4 protein-coding genes are annotated in these 4,459 nt (G+C 62.6%); 1 reads left to right on the top strand and 3 read right to left on the bottom strand.

The features are described 5' to 3' along the window. Nucleotides 1–295 (bottom strand): helix-turn-helix transcriptional regulator (locus tag EOA22_RS12605; RefSeq protein ID WP_164755386.1); only part of this gene is annotated, 295 nt, incomplete at its 3' end. Nucleotides 296–613: 318 nt separating this feature from the next. Between EOA22_RS12605 and EOA22_RS12600 the strand changes: the two genes are divergently transcribed. Beyond that, nucleotides 614–1,972 carry an NAD(P)/FAD-dependent oxidoreductase gene (locus EOA22_RS12600; protein ID WP_013532892.1) on the top strand — a complete coding sequence of 453 codons (1,359 nt, stop codon included), beginning with the start codon at nt 614–616 and terminating at the stop codon, nt 1,970–1,972. A gap of 13 nt (nt 1,973–1,985) precedes the next feature. Here EOA22_RS12600 and EOA22_RS12595 read toward each other — a convergent pair whose 3' ends face one another. Both EOA22_RS12595 and EOA22_RS12590 read right to left on the bottom strand, forming a co-directional pair. Then, a complete protein-coding gene (locus tag EOA22_RS12595) occupies nt 1,986–2,363 on the bottom strand; it encodes a GFA family protein (protein ID WP_063167622.1) in 378 nt (125 codons plus the stop codon). 29 nt (nt 2,364–2,392) lie between these two features. Next, nucleotides 2,393–4,375 (bottom strand): ABC transporter permease subunit, encoded by a 1,983-nt coding sequence (locus EOA22_RS12590; protein ID WP_063167623.1) that lies wholly within the window; start codon nt 4,373–4,375, stop codon nt 2,393–2,395. Between the last annotated feature and the right edge of the window lie 84 nt (nt 4,376–4,459).

The following is a 4,459-nucleotide window of genomic DNA, read 5'->3' as shown; positions in this document are numbered from 1 at the left end:
CCTGCAAGGTGGTCAGTGACGGGGAGGTGATGCCATTCTCGATCTTCGACAGCATGCCCAGCGAAATGTCGGTGGCGACCGCCAGATCGGCGACGGTGATGCCGAGCTTCTTGCGGAAGGCGCGCACCTCGCGGCCGATCGCCACCTCCAGCACCTTTTCGCGCGTGTCGCGAATGGCATGCGGGTTCTGCGTCAGCGGCGCGCGGATGGTTTTCCCGTCGGCCGAGACCTTTGGCTGCGGCTTGGCCTTTGCACCGGCTGGACCAGCCTTGGAATCGGAAACCTTCTTCGCCATGTCGCCCCCGGCACTCCTGCGGATTTATTTCACTCTAGGTGAACATGTCAGGTGCCGATACAGCAGCGCAACTGCGACGGCAAGTCGCCTGAAAGCACATGCGCACGATCCGGCGTTTGGCCGCGTCCGGTTTTTTGCGGGAAATCCACATCGGCGGAACGTTGTTTCCGCACCGGGCTGTTGACAGCACGAAAGGGCCAATTACTGTCCCTGTGAGTGAAATTTGTTTCGTAAGAGCAATTCCGGAAAAAGCGCATAGCGCTTTCCCCTTGGGAGTTGCGTCAAGGCAAAAGTCGAAACCAGATCGGGAGGCCTGCCATGAAAAGTCGCGTTGCCGTCATCGGAGCCGGCCCATCCGGCCTGGCACAGCTCAGGGCCTTCAAATCGGCGGCCGACAAGGGCGCCGACATTCCCGAGATCGTCTGCTTCGAAAAGCAGTCGGACTGGGGCGGCCTGTGGAACTACACCTGGCGCACCGGTCTCGACGAGCATGGCGATCCGGTGCACGGTTCCATGTATCGCTATCTCTGGTCGAACGGACCAAAGGAATGCCTGGAATTCGCCGACTATACTTTCGAGGAGCACTTCGGCCGGCCGATCGGCTCCTATCCGCCGCGCGCCGTGCTGTGGGACTACATCAAGGGGCGCGTCGAGAAATCAGGCTTGCGCAAATGGGTGCGCTTCAACAGCCCGGTGCGCATGGTGACGTTTTCGGACGAGACGAAGAAATTCACCGTCACCGCGCATGACCGCACCAACGACGTCACCTACTCGGAAGAGTTCGACAATGTCGTCGTCGCCTCCGGGCATTTCTCGGTACCCAACGTGCCCTATTTCGAGGGTTTCTCCACCTTCAATGGCCGCATCCTGCACAGCCATGATTTCCGCGACGCGATGGAGTTCAAGGGCAAGGATATCCTGATCATCGGCCGCTCCTATTCGGCCGAGGACATCGGCTCGCAATGCTACAAATACGGCGCCAAATCCATCACCTCCAGCTACCGCTCGAAGCCGATGGGTTTCAAATGGCCGGAGAATTGGAAAGAGGTGCCGCTGCTGCAGAAGGTCGTCGGCAAAACCGCGCATTTCAAGGATGGCACGACCAAGGATGTCGACGCCATCATCCTGTGCACCGGGTACCTGCATTCCTTCCCCTTCCTGACCGACGATCTGAAGCTCAAGACAGCCAACCGCATGTGGCCGCTCGATCTCTATGAAGGCGTCGTCTGGGAGAAGAACCCACAGCTTTCCTATATCGGCATGCAGGATCAGTTCTACACCTTCAATATGTTCGACGCGCAGGCCTGGTTTGCCCGCGACGTCATCATGGGCCGCATCAAGCTGCCCTCGGCCGAGGCGATGGCCGCTCACGGCGCGAAGTGGCGCGCGCGTGAGGAAACGCTGGAAGACGCCGAGCAGATGATCTGGTTCCAGGGCGACTACACCAAGGAATTGATGGACCAGACCGATTATCCCGGTTTCGACGTCGAGGCGGTCAACCAGACCTTCATGGAATGGGAACACCACAAGGGCGAAGACATTATGAGCTTCCGCGACCACGCCTACCGCTCGCTGATGACCGGCACCATGGCGCCGCTGCATCATACGCCGTGGCTGCAGGCGCTCGATGATTCGATGGAGAGCTATCTTGAGGTGAAGGGCGTTGCGGCGGAATAACGAGTGGGCGCCGTCAGGCCGGCGCCTCGACCCAACCGTGGCGACTCTCGCCATAGACAGACTGCGTCGGCGCCGGAAATGCCGGGTCTCCGAAGCAGCCGACTGCGACGGCTACCGCCGCCGGTTTTCGTGACGGATACCAGAAGACCGTTGAGCCGCACGTTCCGCAGAAATGAAAGGTGACGGGAAAGCCGCTGTCGGAATCGCGTTGGAATGTCTGGAATGAGCCGCTGATCTCGGTCTCGGCGGCATCGAAGAAAGCGGCGATCCCGAACGGAGTGCCGGTCCGCCGCTGACAGTCCAGGCAATGGCAAAGCGAGACCTTGGCCGGCTCTTGCGGGCAGCGGATCTGCAATTGGCCGCAGGTGCAGTGAGCGATCCGGCCAGTCATCATTCTCTCCTGTATCGGGGCGGCTAATCCTAACCCAGCCTTGCGCGCGCCTTCGCCGTCCAGGCGTTGAACAGCCGGTCGGCGACGATGCCGATGAAGGCGATGGCGAGACCGGCGACGATGCCGCGGCCGGAATCGGCCTTGGACAGCGCGATGAACACTTCCTGGCCGAGATCGCGGGTGCCGACCATGGCGCAGATGATGATCATTGCCAGCGCCATCAGGATCGTCTGGTTGACGCCCAGCATGATTTCCGGCAGCGCCAGCGGCAGTTGCACGCGAAAGAAGGTCTGGCGCGGCGTGCAGCCCGACACCTTGGCCGCCTCGATCAGCGCCGGCGGCACCTGCCTGATGCCGTGATTGGTGTAGCGGATCGCCGGCACCACGGCGAAGGCGATCGTCGCGATCATCGCGGTGACGTCGCCGACCCGAAACAGCATCACCACCGGGATGATGAAGCAGAAGGATGGCAGCACCTGCAGCGTATCGATGACCGGCGTGACGATCTTCTCGAACCGGTCGCTGCGCGAAGCCATCAGCCCGATCGGGATGCCGATCAGGCAGGCGATGAAGGCCGAAATACCGCAGAGATAGACCGTCGCCATGGTCTTTTCCCACAGGCCGGTGATGGCGCAGAAGGCGGTCAGCGCGGCGACGAGGACGGCGAGACGCAGGCCGGAGAGTTGATAGCCGGCAAGGCCGAGCAGGAAGACGGCGCCGAGCCACGGAAAGCCCTCGCAAAAGGCGCGCAGCGGGTTCAGCAGATTGAGGATGAGCGCCACGCGAAACGCTTCGATCGTGTCGAAGAAATTGATGGTCACCCAGTTCACCGCCGCCTTCCACAGCGGCGCCGTGGTGAAAGTGATCGCTTTCGGCACCACTGCCAAGGCCGGCACGAACAGACCGGACAGTGTTGTCACGACAAGGATGGCGATGGCCAGCGTCAGGTTGGGGTAGCGCCGCCAGAGGCTCGGGCTTACCTCCTGATGGACATGGCCCTTTGCTTGGCTGTGCGCGATGGCCTGGCTCAGCCGGTCGAGTGCGATGGCGAGTGCCACAATGGCAAGGCCGGCTTCCATCGCCTCGCCGACCTTCAGCGCGCGTAGCGCCAGGAGCACGTCGTAGCCGAGGCCGCCGGCACCGATCATCGAAGCGATGATCACCATGTTCAGCGCCAGCATGATGACCTGGTTGACGCCGACCATCAATGTCGGCCGCGCCGACGGCAGCAGCACCCGCCACAGTTTCTGCTGCGCCGTGCAGCCGGCCATTTCGCTGAAATCGTCGATCTCCGACGGCACCCGCGATAGGCCGAGCATCGTTGCTCGCACCATCGGCGGGGTGGCGAAGATGGCGGTCGCAATCATCGCCGAGACTGGGCTGTTGCCGAACAGCAGCAGCATTGGGATGAGATAGGCGAAGGTCGGGATCGTCTGCATCAGGTCGAGGGCAGGGGAGACGATGAGCCTTTCGGCCCACGGCTTGCGCCACGCCCAGATGCCGGCGAACAGCCCGGTGACGATGCAGAACGGCACGGCGATGGAGATCAGCCCAAGCGTCAGCATGGCGCTGGTCCATTGGCCGAACAGCGCGATGTAGAGGAAGCAGCCGCCGACCAGCAGGCCGAGTTTTCTGCCGCCGGCGGCATGCCCCGCGATGAAGGCGGCAGCGCAGACGCCGACCCAGGACAGCCGCGGCAGGACATAGGCTTCTGCGCCCCGACCGATCTTGAAATTCTTGGCCAGCAGATTGAGCGCGAAATCGAGCGGAACGCCGAGCACCGCGGTGATCGAGCGGGTGAGCCACGACAGGTTCGACTTGATCCAGCGCATCAGCGCGCTGACCCAATCGGCGACCGGCACGACGGCGCTGGCCGGATAATTGACCGCCCAGGACAGGCGGTCTCGCAACAGGAACACGACAAGCACGGCCGCGAGTGCCACCGCCCAGACGAGCAGCCAGACCTGAACCGGGCGCGACCGTGTTTCGCCGGCGCTTGCCGTCACCGTCATGTGCCGGCTCCGGAACGCTCAATGCCGGCCAGCAGATCGATCACCGCTTGCGGCGTCACCTCGCCGATCGGCTTGCCGCTGCCG

Source organism: Mesorhizobium sp. M7A.F.Ca.US.014.04.1.1, assembly GCF_003998745.1.
Lineage (GTDB): Bacteria > Pseudomonadota > Alphaproteobacteria > Rhizobiales > Rhizobiaceae > Mesorhizobium > Mesorhizobium ciceri.
This window is presented reverse-complemented; position numbering and strand designations above follow the sequence as displayed.

Bases quoted from the DNA above. Each gene is read 5' to 3' on its own strand.
- EOA22_RS12595 (WP_063167622.1), bottom strand. From the start codon at position 2,363: ATGACTGGCCGGATCGCTCACTGCACCTGCGGCCAATTGCAGATCCGC.
- EOA22_RS12590 (WP_063167623.1), bottom strand. From the start codon at position 4,375: ATGACGGTGACGGCAAGCGCCGGCGAAACACGGTCGCGCCCGGTTCAG.
- EOA22_RS12600 (WP_013532892.1), top strand. From the start codon at position 614: ATGAAAAGTCGCGTTGCCGTCATCGGAGCCGGCCCATCCGGCCTGGCA.